Source organism: Paenibacillus sp. M2 (genome assembly GCF_046713495.1).
Taxonomy (GTDB): Bacteria; Bacillota; Bacilli; order Paenibacillales; family Paenibacillaceae; genus Paenibacillus; species Paenibacillus amylolyticus_B.
In genome coordinates this window covers 6,358,693-6,376,332 of the sequence record NZ_CP169648.1, presented here as the reverse complement: position 1 = coordinate 6,376,332, position 17,640 = coordinate 6,358,693, and the positions used below count along the sequence as shown (strand labels likewise).

Annotated in this window: 15 protein-coding genes, 1 pseudogene and 1 riboswitch; of the genes and pseudogenes, 10 read left to right on the top strand and 6 right to left on the bottom strand. The window is 45.5% G+C overall.

Features of this window, described 5'->3' with window-relative positions:
- Positions 1–193 precede the first annotated feature (193 nt).
- A pseudogene (locus tag ACETMN_RS29245) lies at positions 194–519 on the bottom strand (nitroreductase family protein); the annotation flags it as partial.
- Between ACETMN_RS29245 and ACETMN_RS29240 the strand changes: the two are divergent.
- On the top strand, positions 473–793 hold the full coding sequence (locus tag ACETMN_RS29240; RefSeq protein WP_411735472.1) for a MerR family DNA-binding protein: 321 nt from the start codon (positions 473–475) through the stop codon (positions 791–793). The pseudogene ACETMN_RS29245 and the gene ACETMN_RS29240 sit on opposite strands and share 47 nt — an antisense overlap.
- 43 nt (positions 794–836) lie before the next feature.
- On the opposite strand, the gene ACETMN_RS29235 is transcribed toward ACETMN_RS29240, so the two are convergent.
- Together ACETMN_RS29235 and ACETMN_RS29230 are read right to left on the bottom strand one after the other, a co-directional pair.
- Positions 837–1,511: a VOC family protein gene (locus ACETMN_RS29235; protein ID WP_411735471.1), complete on the bottom strand. Its 675-nt coding sequence runs from the start codon at positions 1,509–1,511 to the stop codon at positions 837–839.
- A 21-nt stretch (positions 1,512–1,532) separates the two neighbouring features.
- Positions 1,533–2,414 (bottom strand): LysR family transcriptional regulator, encoded by an 882-nt coding sequence (locus tag ACETMN_RS29230; RefSeq protein WP_149846820.1) that lies wholly within the window; start codon positions 2,412–2,414, stop codon positions 1,533–1,535.
- 169 nt (positions 2,415–2,583) lie between these two features.
- On the opposite strand from ACETMN_RS29230, the gene ACETMN_RS29225 reads away from it, so the two are divergent.
- Entirely contained in the window at positions 2,584–3,765 is a 1,182-nt protein-coding gene (locus ACETMN_RS29225) for a CynX/NimT family MFS transporter (protein WP_411735470.1), read from the top strand.
- A gap of 38 nt (positions 3,766–3,803) precedes the next feature.
- Here the strand turns inward: ACETMN_RS29225 and ACETMN_RS29220 are convergent, their stop codons facing one another.
- Positions 3,804–4,772 carry a helix-turn-helix transcriptional regulator gene (locus ACETMN_RS29220; protein WP_411735469.1) on the bottom strand — a complete coding sequence of 323 codons (969 nt, stop codon included), beginning with the start codon at positions 4,770–4,772 and terminating at the stop codon, positions 3,804–3,806.
- 87 nt (positions 4,773–4,859) lie between these two features.
- Here ACETMN_RS29220 and ACETMN_RS29215 point away from each other — a divergent pair, with 87 nt between their 5' ends.
- The 8 genes from ACETMN_RS29215 to mmuM all read left to right on the top strand — a co-directional run bounded on the left by ACETMN_RS29215 (position 4,860) and on the right by mmuM (position 14,338).
- Positions 4,860–5,303 carry a VOC family protein gene (locus ACETMN_RS29215; RefSeq protein WP_076253518.1) on the top strand — a complete coding sequence of 148 codons (444 nt, stop codon included), beginning with the start codon at positions 4,860–4,862 and terminating at the stop codon, positions 5,301–5,303.
- A 227-nt stretch (positions 5,304–5,530) separates the two neighbouring features.
- Positions 5,531–6,058 (top strand): VOC family protein, encoded by a 528-nt coding sequence (locus tag ACETMN_RS29210; protein WP_411735468.1) that lies wholly within the window; start codon positions 5,531–5,533, stop codon positions 6,056–6,058.
- Positions 6,059–6,515: 457 nt separating this feature from the next.
- Complete coding sequence (locus ACETMN_RS29205; protein ID WP_181155606.1) at positions 6,516–7,421, top strand: PAS domain-containing methyl-accepting chemotaxis protein; 906 nt, start codon at positions 6,516–6,518, stop codon at positions 7,419–7,421.
- 149 nt (positions 7,422–7,570) lie between these two features.
- On the top strand, positions 7,571–9,283 hold the full coding sequence (locus ACETMN_RS29200) for a spore germination protein (protein ID WP_210110075.1): 1,713 nt from the start codon (positions 7,571–7,573) through the stop codon (positions 9,281–9,283).
- 33 nt (positions 9,284–9,316) lie between these two features.
- Complete coding sequence (locus ACETMN_RS29195; protein ID WP_091019132.1) at positions 9,317–10,417, top strand: GerAB/ArcD/ProY family transporter; 1,101 nt, start codon at positions 9,317–9,319, stop codon at positions 10,415–10,417.
- On the top strand, positions 10,414–11,616 hold the full coding sequence (locus ACETMN_RS29190) for a Ger(x)C family spore germination protein (protein WP_149846819.1): 1,203 nt from the start codon (positions 10,414–10,416) through the stop codon (positions 11,614–11,616). Before ACETMN_RS29195 ends, ACETMN_RS29190 begins: the two co-directional genes overlap by 4 nt.
- A gap of 70 nt (positions 11,617–11,686) precedes the next feature.
- A riboswitch (SAM riboswitch) is annotated at positions 11,687–11,788 on the top strand.
- A 92-nt stretch (positions 11,789–11,880) separates the two neighbouring features.
- Entirely contained in the window at positions 11,881–13,293 is a 1,413-nt protein-coding gene (mmuP, locus tag ACETMN_RS29185) for an S-methylmethionine permease (RefSeq protein ID WP_149846818.1), read from the top strand.
- A complete protein-coding gene (gene mmuM, locus ACETMN_RS29180) occupies positions 13,271–14,338 on the top strand; it encodes a homocysteine S-methyltransferase (RefSeq protein WP_411735467.1) in 1,068 nt (355 codons plus the stop codon). The genes mmuP and mmuM overlap by 23 nt, the downstream gene beginning before the upstream one ends.
- A gap of 79 nt (positions 14,339–14,417) precedes the next feature.
- Here mmuM and ACETMN_RS29175 read toward each other — a convergent pair whose 3' ends face one another.
- The gene (locus ACETMN_RS29175) at positions 14,418–16,820 is read right to left on the bottom strand and encodes an ABC transporter permease (RefSeq protein ID WP_411735466.1); all 2,403 of its coding nucleotides are present in this window, start codon (positions 16,818–16,820) and stop codon (positions 14,418–14,420) included.
- A 2-nt stretch (positions 16,821–16,822) separates the two neighbouring features.
- Positions 16,823–17,581, bottom strand: coding sequence for an ABC transporter ATP-binding protein (locus ACETMN_RS29170; RefSeq protein WP_411735465.1), 759 nt, complete (start codon positions 17,579–17,581; stop codon positions 16,823–16,825).
- Between the last annotated feature and the right edge of the window lie 59 nt (positions 17,582–17,640).

Genomic DNA, 17,640 nt, shown 5'->3' with positions numbered 1-17,640 from the left:
TCCGGCTTGGGTGAAAATGGATCATTTAAGCACGTTATATGCGACATTCGGTATATTGAGGAAGTGGTAATGACAATTTGTGGTGGTTTCACGACTTTTTTATCACCTGACAAAAGTATTTAAGTTATGTAACAAAGGGTCCTGATGACAGCTGTCATCAGGACCCTTTGTTTATGAACGTATAATTAATGTTTTCCACCGATTTGCTGAAAATCTCCTCCATGTACTCAACGTTGTTGGCATCGTAAAATACGGCAATGACAGCGGAAGACGTTAGTGCCTGTGTCTGGTTAAAAGAGGCCAGTGGTGCAAGTTTCCCTTTGCCTTCAGCACTGTCGATAACAAGAAACGCCAAGGTTGCATGTTAATGGCCGAAGGGGCACGTGAAGCTTTCGCCAGTATTTCGGTCATCTCCTCGCGACTGATTTTCACTTCAGGGTCGTAGACTTTAATGGAATGGCGCTCCAAGACGATGGTATCAAAATCATTTGTTTTGTTGAATTGGCCGGATGAACATATGCTGAGAGATCATAATAACTATCGAATATATGCGCAGAGCATTATTCAGCATCTGGAAGTGGTCAAACAATGTTTAGCTGTTGGTTTTACGATCAATGAGATCCAATCTATGCTCTCTAAACATGGGTTTTCAAATAATGATCAAGCAAGCATTATCCAAGCGAAAATATCAGAAATTGAAGAAACACAAAATAAATTAGAGAATTCCAAACAAAATCTGTACGAAATTCTTAAATCGGATATCACGTGTGAGGATGGTTTTGGTAAGTATTGAGCCGGAAATCCCTCTTGAGGTTTTCATTCAGTACGTTCTTACATCATATCGATTCAATCGAGTACATATCGTCCTGTATACGCAGATTATCGGGCTGCCCAGTTTCAATTTTTACCTCCGTGGCAAATACACCAGGCATACGCCCGTCTGGGAACCAGGGCATCTGTTTGTCAATGACAATAAACATGCCTTCTGCATCACCCGTAGGGGAGAATTGTTTTCCGTCTCCGGCAAAGGGTTCAAGTTGATAATGCCCATTCAATATGTTTGTCGTCTCAGGGACATCATCGACAGGCAGACCGATTTCACTAATACATAACAGATGCTTCGCTTCAAAAGCTTCATCAACTGCATTATCGAGTGAATGGTGAGCGATAAATTCCATCAAGTTGCCGCTTGGATCATAAAAATAGAAGGCTGTTGCATCCCAGTAGGGGAAATAAAATTCATCTTGTCCATCTTTGGAGAGCAATGAAATGTTACGGTCTTGAGCCCACCTTTTCGCATCAGCAAGTTTATTCGTTGGAATCGTAAATGCTACATGATAGTAGGGCTTTTCTTGTTCTGGCGCCTTCTTGAAAGAGAGGACCGAGTTCCCCGCACGGAATGAAACGCATGTTGCATTATCCTCCACAAGATCCATTTCCAGTAGTGTACCGTAAAACTCTTTTATGGCCTCGACCTGATGTGTCAACAAACCAACTTCTCTTATTTTCATTTCAGTATCCTCCTTTTAATCTCACCTTTGATTGAAATACTCGATTGTTTTCTCAATAAATGCCTTGGCCGACTGCGTTAGGTAACGGTCGGACCGATGGATGATCTCAAAGTGCCGGTATGGCGGATCGTCTGTAATTCGGATGCAACGTAGCGTAGGCTCATTCATGGCTTTGATCAGAGGAAAAGGCAGCAGTGTTCCTCCAACGTTGGCTTTGACCAGGCTAATGATGGAGGTTGCCGAACTGGTCTCCATGATGGTATTTAGGGTAAATCCATATTTACGGCAATAGCCATCGACCAATTCTCTGCCCGTAAATCCTTCGGGGAACATCACCGTTTGGATATCACGTAGCTCTTGAATTTCAATGGTGCTTCGTTCAGCCCAATCATGATTCTCGGAAACAACGAGTACATATTCTTCACTGCACAAAGGAATGCGCACAAGCCGCCTATCAGGGGCAGACGTGATCTCGATGCCAATGTCGACTTCATTTTCCAACACTTGATTTACGACATAGATCGAAGAGATAACCTTCAATTGCACCTTGGGAAATCGGGCATGAAAATCAACGAGCAGCGGAGTGATACGGTAATCCAAATCGGATGGAAGAACACCAATAACCAATCGTCCCCGCTGATCATTCCGAAATTCAGCCAACGCATCTTGGGTATTCTGTAAATGCCGGATCATCTGTACACAGTGCTCCAGAAACAGAGTGCCTGCCTGGGTCATCACAATTTTTTTGCCGACACGGTCAAACAAAGGGACACCAAGCTCATCCTCCAATCCACGTATCTGTTGACTCAACGTAGGTTGAGATATGCCAAGTTTCTCAGCTGCCCGCGTAAAATGAAGCTCCTCGCACACTGTAATAAAGTTTTCCATTTGACGAATCTCCATGAGTTCACCTCTAATCATTGGTTTTAGTAATCATTTTAATAGAAATAATAGTATTGTTCAATCATTCTAATGATCCTATACTTAATTCGTGCACCACCCGAAGATCTTGTCATTAACAAATGGGATCTTTGGTGAAGGCAACGATACTACTACCATGAGGTGATCCATAATGAAATTTTTTTATATTGTATTGGCGCTTATTCTGGCTTCACTGAACTTAAGACCACCGATTACTTCCATTTCACCTCTGATGAGTACCTTACAGAATGATCTGGGTTTGAGCGGCATGACCGCCAGTCTGTTAACTACACTACCGGTATTATGTATGGGCATATTCGCTCCATTCTCTGTAAGACTAAGTAGAAGGTGGGGGAACGAAGGTGCCATTGTGCTGGCTTTAATCTTTATTGGGATAGGTACGGGATTACGATTGTTCGTAGGCGCAACTCCGTTGATGATGTTCACTTCTTTTCTGTCAGGTGTAGGGATTGCATTGGCAGGGCCGCTGTTGTCCAGCTTCATTAAGCAGTATTTCCCTAACCGAGTGGCAGCCATGGTCGGCATCTACTCTACAGCAATGGTGATGGGGGCCAGCATTAGTGTGGGATTATCGGTTCCGCTTCAGCATACGTTGGGGGGATCTTGGAGAGGTTCTTTGGCTACATGGGCATTACTCGCTGCCATTGCATTGCCGATCTGGTTAAAATTAGCTTGGTCTGCGCGTACAGAGCGACAATCCGGACAAACCTCGGCTGTCATTCATGCACCACTTCCGGTGAAGAACAGGCGTGCATGGGTGCTGACACTGTTCTTCGGACTGATGGCCGCGATCTTCTATTCATTAACCGCCTGGCTTGCGCCAGCCATTCAAAGCCATGGATATAGCCAAGAGACTGCTGGCAACATCCAAACGTTATTTACATTGATATCACTGCCCTCAACGTTATTCATTCCCATGCTTGTACACCGATACCAAAGACGTGTCTTCTGGCTTGTTGGATGTGCGATGTTGGAATTAACAGGTGTCCTGATGCTGAATCTCTCTGTCAGTCCGTGGTTCGCAGCGATCCCGCTCGGTATTGGTGCAGGTGGACTGTTCCCGATTGCACTCATGTTGCCAATTGATGAGACAAAAAATGCTCAGGAAGCGAGTAGCTGGTCCGCGATGACTCAATCTGGTGGCTACATTCTTGGAGCACTTGGGCCGCTGGCGATTGGTTGGCTCCGCGATCTAACAGGCAGCTTCGTGCAAGCATTTTATGGCTTGGCTATCATCATCGTGTTGCAGATTATCGTTCAATTGGCTATTGGTAATAAAAAAATGTTAAAAGTTAGCCGGGAGCAGAGCTAAAAGGCATGTGAAGTAAAATGGATATAGAAATATGATCTTTATACATGATCCAACAAGTCCAGATAGTACTGCCTTAATGCTTTCTGTAAGATGACGGGCTCCATAATCTTAATCGATTTACCATAGCCCGCAAGATATCTCACTATGAAATCAAGCTCGTGAGGTTCATACGAACCGACAAGATACATGTGTCCCATCTGCTCGATGATCTGCATAGATGGGAAATGTTCTTGCTGGAATAGCTCCATCCCGGCTTCATCAATCAGGCATTTAAATGGAATTGCTTGTTCCGATGGTTTCCATAAAGATTGGGCATCCTGTGAATAGAGTTCCTTTACATGAGTTAAAGGCTCAATCTCCGTTGTTTCGGCTGAAACGATACGGTCGCAGCGGAATACACGATACGCTTGTTTATGCAGATCATAGGCCTGGCAATACCAATAGCCTTTCCTGGCATAGAGCGCGATGGGTTGAATGGTGCGGATATTGGTGTTTGCAGAAGATGACCTTTGATCAGAGGATCTACGCTGATTAGCGTACGTAATCTGGATCACTATATTCTGCACAGCAGCCATCAACAGAAACTCCAAATGTGCACTGTCGCGGATCTGCTCGGTATGTTGGAAGTAAACCCGGTGCTGGATGTTCTCAATATCCTGTCGTTGCTTGTCGGATAACGCGCTCATAAATTTCTCATGAATGGTACGGAAAGAGACTTGAAAAGGTAAGTTGGAGAAGCTGCGGAGAGCCTGCATCGCAAAATAAAGGGCATGAAGCTCCCCCGTATTAAACGAAATGGGAGGCAGCTGCATCTGTTGCAGCAGTCGATATCCGCCATAGCGTCCATATTCGACATAGATGGGCGCACCTAACTCTTCCAATGAAGCGATATCTCTTAAAGCGGTTCGTTTGGAGATCTGGAACTCCTGCATGAGATCTTGCAGAGTGAACTGTTGTTTTTGATTAATAAAGCGCAGCATCTGGTTCATACGTTCTGATTTTTTCATATCAAACCCTCTTAATGGTGCCATGGATTGGCACCTTTTGTTGTTATAGTGATAAGTGTAATCCAATAGGAACAAGGAGGCAATATAATGAATTTTGAAGTGATACCATTTTTGTCGATGAACGGTGATGCGGCAGCAGCCATTGCTTTTTATGAGGAGTTTCTGGGCGCCAAGGTGATATTCAAGAAAAGTTATAAAGAGATGAAGGAGATGAACCCGGGTTTTGAGTACCCTGCCGGTCAAGATGAGTATATTACACATTCGGTGCTGGAGATTGGGGTTAACAAAGTCATGATTGCGGAAGAAGCAATGGACACGGAGAGAGCATGGCAGCTGGGGAACAGCACGTCACTATGTATTCAATCGAAGGATAAAGATACAATCGATCAACTGTATCATTCTCTGATGCAACATGAGGGCGTGAAGGTACTGGTACCTTACGAGCAAAATGAATTCAGCCCAGGTTATGGCATTGTACGGGACCCATTTGGCATTGCGATTCAGTTATGTGTAACTGTGCATGATTTTTAAAATGAGTTCAGGCCACCAGTTAAGCACTCGGTATGTAAACCTGTAACTAACTTAAAAACATCAAAGAAAGAAGAGCCATGGATATCATGCGCTCTTCTTTTTTCGGTTCTATACAAGGTTGTTCGAGCAATCGATGGTTACATCAGAACTCTTTTCGTGTAAATCATATAGGTATGGATGTCGCTGTGTACAAGCAAGTTCAGTGGATAAAGGAAAGAAGGGATACTATGATTACGAGAGGAATCGACCATATTGGAATAACTGTACCGAATATGGCGCAGGCGACACTATTTCTACAACAGGCGTTTGGAGCTCAACTTGCCTATGACCATATAACGCCGGATGATCCCCCACAGGAAGGACCTGAGGCAGAGCTTAAATTAGGACTGCGTTCAGGAGCAAAGGTTATTCATATTCGGATGTTATCTCTTGGGGAGAGCGCCAGTATAGAGCTATTTCAGTACACGAATACAGCACAATCGGAGCCAGTTAGGGCATCGGATTACGGATTGCAGCATATGGCGTTGTATGTGGACGATATGCAAGAAGCTGCACGACACTTCAAAGAAGCGGGCGGGGTGTTGCTAACAGAGCCTGGGGCGTTGTCCGGTCATATTGAAGGCGGGGAAGGCAATCAGTTTGTGTATGGAAGAGCACCTTGGGGGATGCTGATCGAGCTGATCTCCTACCCTGCGGGCATCCAGTATCCGAATCATAGTGAAGCGAAGCGCTGGACACCACGAAAAAAAAAATAACGATGAGACTGGATAAGAAACAGGACGATGCACGACAAATCGTTCTGTTTTTCTTGTATATAGGGGCTAAACGGCCACTAAAAAACAGAAATTATGTTACAAATACGTTACAAATACAGAAGTGTATACCTCTTTGCCCTATGTTACGATACGTACAAGTAGATACAGAGATATTTTACGGATAAGATAAGCTATAACCTCTCTTTTCTGGATGATGAACATGCACCGAAAGTATGTTGACGGATGCCTTTTATCCAGGATATTGAAGAAGCATTGAAACAAAGATTTTCTTAAAAAAATAAATGACAACAGATGATCCAAAATGCTGCAAATCGGGTATCAATAGTAGAGCCATCTAGAACCTGATGGATACATACGTTGTTATGATCGTTTTTGCTAGTTAAAGGCTGTCTATTATGGAATGAACTGTGGGGGTTATCAAGTGTCTATATTAGATATGGAAAAGAAAGATGTTGTCACCGATGCAATGGTCATCAAGGCGATGGAGAAAAATCTTGCTATCATTCGATTCAATCTGGATCGCCGGGTAACCTACGTGAATGAAGTCTTTGCCCAAACGATGGGATATACGGTAGATGAGATGTATGGCATGAAGCATCAGCAACTATGCTTTGGTCAATTTGCAAATACCCCGGACTATGATGCTTTTTGGAATAGCATATTTAATGGTGTCAGCTTCCAGGACAAGGTTGAACGAAAGGATGCAAAGGGGAATTCCGTATGGCTTGAGGCGACATATATGCCGGTGTACGATGAGACGAATCAGAAGATACTTGGTGTCTCCAAAATCGCCACCAACATTACCAACCGTCAGAACAACATTTCGGTCGTAGTGAATGAGCTGAAAACGATGTCCCATGAACTGAATGGGCAGGCAGATGTAGGCATTGAACGGAGCCAGGAATTAATGTCAAGTATCTCCTATATCTCTGAGGTGTCGACTTCTAACCGTGCAACGTTGACTCATTTGCAGGAACAAGCCGGATCAATTCAAGGCGTGGTACGAACGATACGCGAGATTTCGTCTCAGACGCAACTGCTCGCGTTGAATGCTGCCATTGAGGCTGCACATGCAGGAGAATTTGGACGAGGATTCGATATCGTGGCCAAGGAAGTTAAGAAACTATCCGCAATGGTGGAGAGTTCGATTAATGAGATTCGTGATAGCGTTACCGGAATAACGAAGGAGATTGGTAATATCACAGGTGGTACCAAAAAGGTAGAAGAATATGTGGAGCAGAGCCAGAAGCAGATTGAGATTGCACTGAATGATTTTACAGCAATTGCTGCATCAGCTCACTTGTTGGATGCCAAAGCGGAGCATGTGACCAGAATCGTATAATATAGAGCAAATAGTGGTTCCTAATAAAGGAACCGCTTTTTTTTTGCTGTTCTGTACACAAAAAAACGGGAATTATTGTGATCAAACGGGGACACAATACTTGGGAATACCTGCAGCTTTGTCATGCAGAGAAATGTTGGGGTGGGAACATGTGGTCAACAATTGTATCCTACGTGCCGGATTGGTCCATATGGATCCAGGCATTCTTGGTCTTCATCATTCCAATTGGTATTACCTTGAGCGCGCGCTGGATCAATGCTGCCATTAAGCGCGGAAGCTTCTCTCGTTCGAAGCAATCGTCCGTATCCTCGAAGGATATCTCCCCAGCAGCTAAAGGGCAGGGTGAAGGGACCGAAACAGGCCAATATGCGAATATTAAATTAACCGGCAAGTACAATACGGATCTGACCAGTGTAAGAGAAAGCTTTGGTCAAAATGCTGACGTGCATATTCGGGAATTTACGATTAGGGGAACGAATACACGGGCAGCCGTTGTATATACCGAAGGTCTGGTAGATCAGGACTTAATTGATGATCACTTGATAACACCGTTGATGTTAGAAGGTGTCCCTTTACTTAAGCAGGAAGGTTTCCTCCATCCGGATAATGCACATTTACTATCGGCCTACCTGCAAGATCAGCTACTACCTGTCAGTTTGATTGAGGAGACCCAGTCCCTTCAAAAGGTCTCAGTTGGCGTGCTTTTTGGCAAGAATGCACTGTTGGTCGATGGATTGCCGGGAGCTCTATTAATTGGAGCTCATAAGATCAAAACACGTGGTGTAAATGAACCGTTGTCAGAGGGATTGCTCCGTGGACCTCGTATTGGTTTTACAGAGCAATTAAGCGATAATACAGGCATTTTGCGTCGTTATGGAAGTGATCAGAGCCTGTTTATTAAGAAGTATGAAGTGGGTTCACGGATCAAAAAAGATTTGGCGATAGCCTATATTCAGGATATTGCCGATCCCAAACTCGTGGCTGAAGTATGCAAGCGAATTGAAGAGATGGATATGGATTCGATGCTGGAATCAGGTTATGTGGAACAACTCATCGAAGATAATACGCTGAGTCCTTTTCAGCAGGTACTGAATACAGAAAGACCTGACCGGGTAATGGGTGCCCTTCTGGAAGGCCGAGTGGCAATTTTGCTGGATGGAACGCCATTTGTATTAATTGTACCGGTGACCTTTAGCATGTTGCTTCAGTCACCCGAGGACTATTATGAACGCTGGATTCCCGGAACATTTTTGCGAGTGCTGCGTTTTATGGCCGCGATGCTGGCATTGCTTGCTCCTGCGCTCTATATCTCGTTTATCTCCTTCCATCCGGGTCTTATTCCAACGAAGCTGGTACTGACGATTATTGAAACGCGGACAGGCGTGCCGTTTCCTTCGATCATTGAAGTACTGATCATGGAACTTTCGATTGAAATTCTGAGGGAGGCAGGGATACGGCTGCCTAAACCAATTGCGCCAGCGATGGGTATCGTAGGAGGTCTGATTATTGGCCAAGCAGCAGTGCAGGCGGGAATTATAAGCCAATTTCTGGTCATTGTCGTAGCGGTTACGGCCATTTCTTCCTTTACGATTCCAGTCTATAGTGCGGGATTAACACTACGGATTCTCCGATTTGCCGCTATGTTCAGCGCAGCCGTACTCGGATTGTTTGGCGTGGTTATGTTCTTTCTGCTTGTGTGTACGCATCTGGCACGACTCTCAAGCTTTGGCGTACCTTATGTGGCACCAGCGGTTCCTTATCACATCAATGAATGGAAGGACTTCGTTATCCGTGCACCGCTAAATATGATGAGAATGCGTCCCAAAATGACAAATCCGATAGATCAGGACCGAAAAAAATAAGCTAACTCACAGAAGGTCTGGAGGTGAACTAAAGTGAATGGCTCCCAAGGAAAGCTAACCACGACACAGGCCGTTGTAATTATTGTCAATTACATGCTTGGTGCCGGGATATTGACGTTACCTCGAACAACTAGCAAGGCTGTAGGAACACCAGATGTCTGGATTTCCATTATACTGTCTGGACTGATTATTACAGGTATTGGAATAATTATGGTTACCCTGTGTCGCAGATTTCCGGGGGAAACCGTGTTCCAGTTCACCCGTGAAATTACGGGGAACTGGATTGCTTACATACTGGGATTTGCTATGATTATGTATTTCACGGTCATTGCAGCTTTTGAAGTAAGAGTCATGGCTGATGTGACAGGAATGTATCTACTCGAACGCACCCCCACCTGGGCAATTGTTATGGTCTTCATGTGGATCGGTATATATATGATCTCGGGTGGGCTTGGTGTCATTGTACGCGTGTTCGAGATTATTCTGCCGATTACGATCATTATATTTGTAATTGAAATTTTGCTCAGTAATCAGTTATTCGAGATAGGCAATCTGAGACCCGTTCTCGGTGATGGGGTTATGCCCGTTTTCAAAGGGCTAAAACCATCACTATTGTCTTATACGGGCTATGAGGTGATGTTAGTCATGACTGCCTATATGAAAAATCCGAAGAAAAGCAATAAAGCAATGAGCTGGGGGATATTCATATCCACCATTATCTACTTGATCACGGTTGTCATGGTCATAGGCAGTTTATCCCTTGACGGGATCAAAACGCGAACCTGGCCAACGCTGGATTTGGTAAGAAGCTTTGAGATACAAGGTTTAATATTCGAAAGATTCGAATCCTTATTGCTGGTCATCTGGATTATGCAAATTTTCTCGACTACAGCGATCACACATTACTGCGCGTCGGTGGGTATTCGTGATTTGTTCCGTTCCAAAAAAATCAAAGGTATTATGTACGGTCTGCTTCCGTTCATCTATCTGATAGCAATGATGCCCAAGACCGTGGATGATACCTTCGAGCTAGGAGATATGCTGGGTAACGTGTCCGTATGGTTGTTTGCCATTTTACCTCTGGTACTACTGTTGTTAAGTCTGATTCGTAAAAAAGGAGGCAAGCATGCATGATTACATTCCGTATGTTGTTACGCTTAGCCACTGTATTATGCATACTCTTAACGATATCCGGATGTTGGAGCAGTCGGGAGATAGAGGATCTAAGTGTATACGTTGGTCTTGGGATCGATATTGGCAAAGAGACGGAATTTGAGAAAAACATCGCTAATCAGGGAGGAACGTATTCCAAGCAGAACAATGTGACAGCCACGGTACAGATTGCTCCCGGTAACTCCAGCAGTCAGAAGAGCCAACAATCCGGGTCACCTGCTTCTGGTAAAACGTCCTACTCCAATGAACAGCTTACCGGAGATTCCTTGCTGCAAATCTTTCGTCAGTTTGCACTAAGGCGAGATCATCCGCTCATCGGGCATCATCTGAAGGTTATCGTTGTGTCCAAGGATATCGCCAAAAAGTATGGTCTGGACCAGCTGCTGGATTTTGTACTTCGGGATAACGATATTCGTCCTAACTGTCTGGTGCTGATTAGCCATCATCGCGCTGCTGATGTACTGACTTCAGATGATCCTTCCCGGATTCCAGCATTTTATCTTACAGGTATTACCGGTAATTCGTACTTGTCCAATAAAATCCTGGACCCCGTTTTACTCTCCAAACTAGATGCACAAATGCAATCCGGTTCCAGCTTTTTGCTCCAGAATGTACTGAACTTCAATGGAGAGGACAAGTTCTCCGGTGCCAGTATCTTTGATGGGAAAACGACCAAATTCATCGGGGAACTCAGCCAAACGGATCTAGAAGGGCTGTCGTGGATCAGACCTAAAGAAAAAGGAGGCATCTTGAAGACATACAATAAAGCGGGATTCACTGTTGTATATGAAATGAAGAAGAAAAAAACAAAAATAATTCCAAAAGTGGTTGGCGATGATATTTCATTCCATGTGAAGACTGAATCCGAAGGCTGGTTGATGGAGGATTGGCGTGCTCCAGAGGAAGAGGAAAAAGGTGCTTATCTCAGAGAATTGGAAAAAGAATTTGCTGAACTGGCTGAACAACAGATTCGACAGGTGTTATACAAACTGCAGCATACCTATAAAGTAGATGTTGCGGATTTTCGGGATAGCTTGCGTATTAAAGAACCTAAAACATGGAAAAAAGTCAAAGACGATTGGGATAAAATTTTTAGCACCGTGCCGATCACGTATGAGGTAAAGACCACCATCACCAATCCGGGGTCTTCCACGGAATAGCGAGGTGTGCCATTTATTATTTAAATGTTGACACATTCATGATAGATCGCTATATTAGTAAAAAATCATTTTCTTATCCAGAGAGGTGGAGGGACTGGCCCTTAGAAACCTCAGCAACAGATCTGAAGGATACTGTGCTAATTCCAGCGGGTGAAAGCCTGATAGATAGGAGCGTTTGTTTTTATTTGTCAGTAACGGCGCACTCTTTAGGCAGAGTGGGTCTTTTTTGTTTTTTCTGGATGAAGAAGTAGGGGAGCAGCTGGTATGGAAAACAACAACGACAAAGGGCATTTTCAGCGGAAAATGCAAGCACGGCATGTGGTCATGCTCTCTCTCGGAGGAGTCATTGGAACGGGATTATTCCTCAGCTCAGGTTACACCATTCAGCAGGCGGGACCACTGGGAACCATTCTGTCCTATCTAATCGGAGCCATCGTTGTATATCTGGTGATGCTCTGCCTTGGTGAACTGTCTGTTCATATGCCAGAGACGGGAGCATTTCATAGTTATGCAGCCAAATATATCGGACCGGCAACAGGCTACACGGTGGCTTGGTTATACTGGTTAACCTGGACTGTTGCGCTTGGCTCCGAATTCACAGCCGCTGGATTGCTGATGCAGCGCTGGTTCCCATCGGTGAACGTATGGATATGGAGTGCGCTCTTTGCACTGATGATCTTTCTGTTTAATGCATTAACGGTGAAATTATTTGCGGAATCCGAGTTCTGGTTCTCATCTGTAAAAGTAGTGACTATCGTAATCTTCATTATTATCGGTGGCGCAGCCATGTTTGGGTTCATTCCCATGGCGGATTCTGAACCGGCTCCATTTCTATCGAATATTACCGCATCCGGGTGGTTCCCTCATGGGGCTACAGCCATATTGATGACCATGCTTGCTGTAAACTTTGCCTTCTCAGGCACCGAGTTAATCGGCATTGCCGCGGGTGAGACGGAGAACCCGGAAAAGACGATACCGAAAGCTATTCATACAACGCTGTGGCGTTTGGTTATTTTCTTCATCGGAACGATTATTATCTTGTCGGCCTTGTTGCCCATGTCGGATGCCAGTGTACTGGAAAGTCCGTTTGTAGCGGTAATGGAGCGGGTGGGTGTACCCTATGCAGCAGACATTATGAACTTTGTTATTCTGACGGCGATTCTCTCTGCTGCCAATTCGGGCCTATATGCATCTTCACGGATGCTCTGGTCTCTGGCTGACAAAAAAACGATCTCTCCGTGGTTTGCCAAATTGACCAAAAGCGGGGTACCGCTGAATGCACTTCTGATTAGTATGGTGGGTGGTGCGTTGGCCTTGCTGTCCAGCATCATTGCGCCAGGTACCGTGTATATTACACTGGTTTCCATTTCAGGTCTGGCTGTCGTTGCGGTATGGATGAGTATCAGTGTCTCCCAATACATGTTCCGCAGACAATATATCCGGGAAGGACATGCGGTCAAAGATCTGGTCTACCGCACACCACTATATCCGGTGGTACCAATTGTTTCATTTATATTATGCCTGGCTTCATGCATAGGTATTGCCTTTGACCCGACACAGCGAATTGCGCTATATTGTGGGGTTCCGTTTATTGCAGTGTGTTACGCTGCTTATTATCTGACAGAACGTGTGAATAAGAAAAGAGGACAAGTACATGACGCAAGCACAACAGACTAACCCCTTAGAACAGATCCTGCGTGAACATCCGGTCATGATTCTGGATGGAGCGCTGGCAACGGAACTCGAACAGCATGGATGTGATCTCGATGATCCACTATGGTCTGCTCGTGTGTTACTTGAGAATCCGGATGTTATCGTTCAGGTCCATGCAGATTATTTTCGAGCAGGAGCCGACTGTGCGATTACATCCAGTTATCAGGCGACGGTGGATGGTTTCCGCAAGAGAGGGATCGATGAACAGGCAGCACTGGAGCTGATCCGCAAGACGGTGGAACTGGCTGCACAGGCGAGAGATGACGTGTGGGCAGAAGTGCAGAGTAGACTAGTAGGGAGAGAAAGCTCGACAAGTCAGCTTGTAGAAGCTTCTTCGGTACGTGCTGAGACGGTGGAGAATGAGGAGTATATAACAGATCGTACAGGGGATCGCGAAGGAAATTGTCTTCGTCTACGTCCAATTATTGCCGGGTCCGTAGGTCCGTACGGCGCTTATCTGGCGGACGGTTCAGAGTATGTGGGTCATTACGGCGTGTCGGATGAGACGCTTGCCGCATTTCACCGTCCGCGTATGGCGGCGCTGATTGAAGCGGGTGCTGATATTCTGGCGTTTGAGACGATTCCTTCCTTGCAGGAAGCACAGGTGCTGGTTGATTTACTGAAGGAGTTTCCTCATGCGTATGCCTGGTTATCTTTTTCTTTAAAAGACGGGACAAGCATCAGCGAAGGCACACCGCTTGAGGTATGTGCACAGACGTTTGGCTCCGAGCCGCAGGTTGCGGCGATTGGCCTGAATTGTGCTCCGATGGAAGTGGTGACGGACGCAGTGGGTATTTTGAGCCGTACCAGCGATAAACCTGTGATTGTGTATCCGAACTCGGGAGAAGTATATGATGCAGCAACGAAGACGTGGAGTGGACAGGGGACATGTGGCAGTATGAGTGATGCTTCGGAGCAGTGGGTTGCTGCGGGCGCAAAAATTATTGGCGGCTGCTGCCGAACTACGCCACATCAGATTGGTGAACTTGCGAAGAAATGGCGGAGTTAAATCATATATCAATAACAGCCCTTCCACCTTTTATAAAGGCATGGAAGGGCTGTTATTGCGTTATAGAATCCTGACTACCTTATTCGATAACCAACATACGTGGCGATGCCTCACGAATAATTCGCGAAGAGAACCATGAACCAAGACCCGCTGCAATGATACTTAGACAGGCGAACAGTATCATTCCACCCCAATTCAGGATCAGCGGAAGCTCGACGATACCATAACCGGAAAGGACCAGTTCGAGCAGAAGAGGCAGTACATATACGCCGACGAGCATACCCAGTATCGCTCCGATGGAGGACAGCACGATCATTCCCATCGTGACCGAGAATCGGATCTGGCGGGATGTCATTCCCAGTGATTTGTATATTCCGTAGTTTCTGCTCTCTTTGCGGATATTGATCCGACAGGTGCTGAAAATAATGATGAACGTCACAGCGATGAACAGCAATCCAATCAGACTCATGGGATAGATCAGGATATTGGCAGCTTCCGCGTATACTGAATCAAGCAATGTCTTCTGGGTGACTACGGATGCAAAATCTTTAAATTGTTCGTTCAATTCCCCGGCAATCAGATCCGCCTGTGTAATATCCTTCACATTGATGAAAATGGCATCGAATTCACCATAAGCCGGGTTCACACTTCTCATGGCATCGATCGTGATTCGGCCTGAAACAGACATGTTGGCGATCGCCTGATAGATTCCTGTGATGAGGAATGTCCTCTTTTCTCCTTCAATATAGATGTCGATGAGATCACCAAGATCCTTATTGGATGTTTGGGCTATACTTACACCAATGGCAATCTCATTCACATGGCGAGGGTTATCGCCTCTCAACGTTGTGAACCCAAGTTCCTGATATTTTCCGTCCAGTACACTCAAGTTGAGACTGATGAATGGGTCTTGCACTCCCTTAGAAGACTCCGGGCTAATGACACCCGTTGTGTTCCCTTGCCAGCCCACATTGCTGATCCTTGAATCCTGTTCTAACACGTGTTTCAGCTCAGCCTGGGGGAAGGTACTTTTGTTCACCACGACTGCTGCGATGTTGGCATTATCATACCCCCAATGGGCTGCGGTCTGATAGATTCCGGTTATGCTGGTCAGCAGAACATACCCTAGAACCAATACAGAGGATGCCATCGTAGTCAGCAGGAGGGTTAGAATAGAACTTTTGGTGTTTTTGAACAAATGTCGAAGTCCAAGGGCCATAGTCACAGGCAGTCGTGTGAACCCGATCCATCGTGCCCAGGGTGAATTCATTTTGCCCGCCATCCGGCTATTATCTGTCTCCGACATACCATAACGAATGGCCTGCACAGGCTGTATGCTGCGTGCTTTTTTGGCATATAACACAACGGACAGAATCACTATAGCAAATAGAAGCACACCAGCCATAATGGCAGCGTCCAATCCTTGGACTGGAATGTTCTGATGGTCCACTCGAAGAGAGGACACGGATATATTAATGATCCACCTGGAGATCCATACGCTAAGTGCAATTCCGGGGATAATGGCAGCAATGGAGAGCATCGCATATTGAATAACATAGGTACCTATTGTTCTCCGGGCAGTTAGCCCGAGTGATTTGAGAATACCTATCGTTCTGTAATTGGCCAGTATGGCATCCGAAATTGTGAACCCGATGGTCATCAAAGCGATGGAGAGCATGACAACGCCCATGAAAATCATAATGAAGCCAATAACCTTGTTAATAATCAGATAAAAAGAGGAGATCGCTTCGAACTCCATTTTGGATTCCAGAAACGGAGTACCTGTCTCGCGATTGTACCGTTCCCAATACAATGAATTCATACTGTAATCGTTGAAATGAATACCGATCATGTAATTCTCGTTGCCAGCGAGTGCGGTGAAATCACGTTGATAATCAGCAGAATTCATCCAGACCCGTGCAGTATTGGAGAAGGGTGCTCCGTACGGTACGTCGATGACAATACCCGACACATTCAATTCGAGTGTGCTTGAGCCGGTTTTGAAGCCAATGGTATCATCTAACGAAATATGATAGGCATTTGCCATGGACGTTGGAATCCAGACGGAGCCCGGTTCGGGAGTCGTACTGGGTGTTCCACTTGAAAAAATAAGTTCATCCACACCCCATGGCGGCGGAGGTGTATTAAACATGTACAGGTAGATGTTAGGGATGTGAGTTTCATTCAAGATGATGCCTGACAATGAACGATACGATAGTAACGGGGACACCTGAACGTCATCCTGGGAAGCCCACCAATCGTGCACCGTCTCCGGGTCATTCAGCCCTTTCTCAAAAGTCAGAATCTGATGAGACCCATGGGTGCGGATATGCATTTCATGAAACTGATTGCCTGTGTTCGCCAGAATGACAATAGCTGTAGATACAAGAAGTGTCGAGAGTAGCAGGAGCAGCGCAATCAGCGCATTTTGTATTTTGTTCCTACCCAGATACGACAAGCTAAGTTTAAACATGACTGCCATCGTTATTCCTTCCCCGTAACCAAAGCGAAGATAATCGCTTCACGATCTTGAATTTGATGTTCGTCATAGGTATCGAACTCAAGGATTCCGCCAATCTTGCCGTCTTGAATATAGATCAGGCGATCTGCCCGACAGGCAGCCTTAATATCATGCGTAACCATAACTACCGACTGTCCTTTTCGATGGATATCTGTAAGGATATCGAGAACAGCTGTGCCATGTTCCATATTTAAGCTTCCGGTCGGTTCATCCGCAAAAATGATATCCGGTGAGTTGATCAAAGCCCGTGCAATCGCAGCTCGTTGCTGCTGTCCTCCGGAAGTTTGGGAGGGGAGACGGTTACGTTGTCCATCAATATCCATGGCATTCATCAGCTCAGCAACGCGGGATAGGATGTCCTTCTTTTTGTTTCCTGCAATATATCCCGGTAAAGCAATGTTTTCTTTGATGGAAAGGTCCGGGACCAGATTGATGCTCTGATAGATATAACCGATCCGGCGGGTGCGGAAGTTGGACATTTCCCGTTCACTGTAAGCGTCAATCCGCTGGTCATGAAAATAGACCTCACCTGCTGTGATCTGATCCAGTCCGCTTAGCAGGTATAGGAGGGTTGATTTGCCAGAGCCAGAGTTACCCATGATGACCGTGAATTCTCCTTCATAGATATCGAGATCAACATTACGGATGGCATGATATTGTTCACTTCCGCTGTTGTACGTTTTGCACAGATTCTGTGCACGGATAATCACTTTTTTGGACAAGTCGAATCACTCCCAAGTGCAGTATAGGATTCATTCTAGAGGAGGGATGTTGAGGAAGC

What these genes read in the sequence shown, in the direction of transcription:
- ACETMN_RS29240 (WP_411735472.1), top strand. Translation starts at nt 473, where the DNA reads ATGGTATCAAAATCATTTGTTTTGTTGAATTGGCCGGATGAACATATG.
- ACETMN_RS29235 (WP_411735471.1), bottom strand. Translation starts at nt 1,511, where the DNA reads ATGAAAATAAGAGAAGTTGGTTTGTTGACACATCAGGTCGAGGCCATA.
- ACETMN_RS29230 (WP_149846820.1), bottom strand. Translation starts at nt 2,414, where the DNA reads ATGGAGATTCGTCAAATGGAAAACTTTATTACAGTGTGCGAGGAGCTT.
- ACETMN_RS29225 (WP_411735470.1), top strand. Translation starts at nt 2,584, where the DNA reads ATGAAATTTTTTTATATTGTATTGGCGCTTATTCTGGCTTCACTGAAC.
- ACETMN_RS29220 (WP_411735469.1), bottom strand. Translation starts at nt 4,772, where the DNA reads ATGAAAAAATCAGAACGTATGAACCAGATGCTGCGCTTTATTAATCAA.
- ACETMN_RS29215 (WP_076253518.1), top strand. Translation starts at nt 4,860, where the DNA reads ATGAATTTTGAAGTGATACCATTTTTGTCGATGAACGGTGATGCGGCA.
- ACETMN_RS29210 (WP_411735468.1), top strand. Translation starts at nt 5,531, where the DNA reads ATGATTACGAGAGGAATCGACCATATTGGAATAACTGTACCGAATATG.
- ACETMN_RS29205 (WP_181155606.1), top strand. Translation starts at nt 6,516, where the DNA reads ATGGAAAAGAAAGATGTTGTCACCGATGCAATGGTCATCAAGGCGATG.
- ACETMN_RS29200 (WP_210110075.1), top strand. Translation starts at nt 7,571, where the DNA reads ATGTGGTCAACAATTGTATCCTACGTGCCGGATTGGTCCATATGGATC.
- ACETMN_RS29190 (WP_149846819.1), top strand. Translation starts at nt 10,414, where the DNA reads ATGATTACATTCCGTATGTTGTTACGCTTAGCCACTGTATTATGCATA.
- mmuP (WP_149846818.1), top strand. Translation starts at nt 11,881, where the DNA reads ATGGAAAACAACAACGACAAAGGGCATTTTCAGCGGAAAATGCAAGCA.
- mmuM (WP_411735467.1), top strand. Translation starts at nt 13,271, where the DNA reads ATGACGCAAGCACAACAGACTAACCCCTTAGAACAGATCCTGCGTGAA.
- ACETMN_RS29175 (WP_411735466.1), bottom strand. Translation starts at nt 16,820, where the DNA reads ATGGCAGTCATGTTTAAACTTAGCTTGTCGTATCTGGGTAGGAACAAA.